General features: G+C 66.3%; 3 protein-coding genes. All 3 read right to left on the reverse strand.

Translation table 11 applies throughout. The annotated features are described in order from the left end of the window. Positions 1-510: 510 nt before the first annotated feature. Positions 511-705 carry a hypothetical protein gene (locus tag ACFVJQ_RS45870; protein ID WP_385791941.1) on the reverse strand — a complete coding sequence of 65 codons (195 nt, stop codon included), beginning with the start codon at positions 703-705 and terminating at the stop codon, positions 511-513. A 234-nt stretch (positions 706-939) separates the two neighbouring features. After that, on the reverse strand, positions 940-1,203 hold the full coding sequence (locus ACFVJQ_RS45875) for a hypothetical protein (protein ID WP_385791943.1): 264 nt from the start codon (positions 1,201-1,203) through the stop codon (positions 940-942). Between the two features lie 413 nt (positions 1,204-1,616). Then, positions 1,617-1,880 (reverse strand): nuclear transport factor 2 family protein, encoded by a 264-nt coding sequence (locus ACFVJQ_RS45880; protein WP_385791945.1) that lies wholly within the window; start codon positions 1,878-1,880, stop codon positions 1,617-1,619. Positions 1,881-1,932 lie beyond the last annotated feature (52 nt).

A 1,932-nucleotide genomic window follows, 5' to 3' on the forward strand; every position in this document is an offset into this window, starting at 1 on the left:
CGAGGCGAAGACCATCGCGAAGCGGCGGCCCCGCCGCTTGGACTTGACGTCGTTGCGGGTGTCGGCGTTGGAGGTGTGAACGTTGCGAGTCATGGGCTTTCTCCTTATGAGATGGATTTCTGACCTGCCCCGGAAACTCGGGGCAGTGGCCGACAGACCGGCTTACGACCGGGACCGCCGCGCCGGAATAACCAGCGATTCGGCGAGAGCGAGAAATCCTCGCCGAGGACTTTCCACCGCACCGTGCGGTCTCATTTCCTTTCCGGTGAGGCCCGCACTTCAATTAGGCCCGATCCGGCAAAGCGCCGTCACGCTCCGAGGACTCGGGACTTGACACAGCCGCCAGGCGTCGGGTAGAAGCCCGGGGGACAGTCGCCGGGCGCCTACGGCCGTTCCGGGCTCCGGCGGCCACGGCAGGGGCCAAGCAATCCCTGAGCACCCCATCAATTCCCCAGATTTCCAGGACTTCTGACGGTGCATCCGGCCGGCATTGCCCGGCGCGGGCGTCGCCTACCTGTGGCGCGTTCCCGTGCGTTCAGCCGGGAACGTGCCCCCGCGGATCAGGCGGCGTCGGCGTGTCAGGACAAGCGGGGCGCCGGTGCCGCCGCGGCCACCGCCGCGGCCATGGGCGACGGCGGCGACCGCGGCGTGGGCGACGGCGCGGGCGGCGAAAACCAGACGACGCGTCCGGATACTGCTGCGCATGAGAATTCTCGTTCCTCTTTCGTGCGCTCTCGAGCATGACCGAAAACCCCGCAATCGGCGAGGCGGACGTATGTGTAGTTCCCGAATGGACGACCTCGCTTCGCAGTGCAAGGCCGCTTTTGGGTGCAGGGCTGCGTAAAACGGCCCGCACCCGCAGCCTTCCTGCGGACATACGAACGGACCGGCCGGGCGTTGCCGCCGGCCAGGCCGTGAACTCGATGCCGCCTGCAGAAGTCAGGTCAGAGCGTTGCCGTTCCCATTGCCGTTGACGGTGTTGTTGTTCCCGATGACGATGATGGTGACGGGGCCATTGTTGTTGCCGTTCTTGGTGCCGCCATGACGGTTGTGCTTGTGCTTGCTGTGATTGCTGTTGTTGTGTTTGCCGTGGCTGTATTTCTTGTGCTTGCCGTGACCGCCGTGGCCACCGTGCTCAGCTGCAGCCGTGGGCACGACGCCGACGTGCGGCGTCGCCGGGGCGGCGAACGCACCGGTGGGCATCAGCACACCTCCTGCGGCCAGGACCGTCGAGCCGGTAGCCACCAGAAGGCGCTGCGTCCGAGAGGTGCGGAGCAGGGGAATTCTCCTCCACCGAGAAAGGTCGGGGGGGTGCCGAACGGCCCTGTCGGTTCACAGGCCCTTCTCCGGCCAGACACATGTCCCCTACGCCGAAGACCGGCCGCTGCTGGGCGAAACACAACAGAACTTCCAAACCGCCCTGCGCCACAGCAAAGCCGGCGGCGTCGACCGCATCGCCCGCACCCCCGACTTCACCACCAAACTCCGCCAGGCCGTGATCTCCCAGGGGTGCGGCTCTTCTAGAGGGACCCGGTGAGCTGGGCGGATACCTGTCCTCCTTGAGAAGGAGTTGCACCCACCCGCTTGTCGTTCGACGGCGGAAGCGATAGCACCGGTCAGCGCTCAGCAGGCTCCCACCACACCAGATTGGCGGCTGCCTGGGCCACCGGCTCGATGATCTCCCATCCTTCGGCGATCAGCCCATCGTCGATCCGCCAGATATCGACGACCGCGATCTCCGGCCCGGCATCGGGGAGCCGTCGCCGCGAGTGCATTACGACGTGATCACCGTCGGCCAGAAGGTGGTGGACGTCGACCCGCATATCGGCGAGCGGGACACGGTGACCTCTTACCAATCCCGAGCCTCGAGCTCTGGACAAGACCGAGGCCCGTGGGACGCGCTGGTGCTGCGAACGGCTTGTGAGATGTCGG

Source organism: Streptomyces sp. NPDC127197, assembly GCF_042672405.1.
Classification (GTDB): Bacteria; Actinomycetota; Actinomycetes; order Streptomycetales; family Streptomycetaceae; genus Streptomyces; species Streptomyces flavusporus.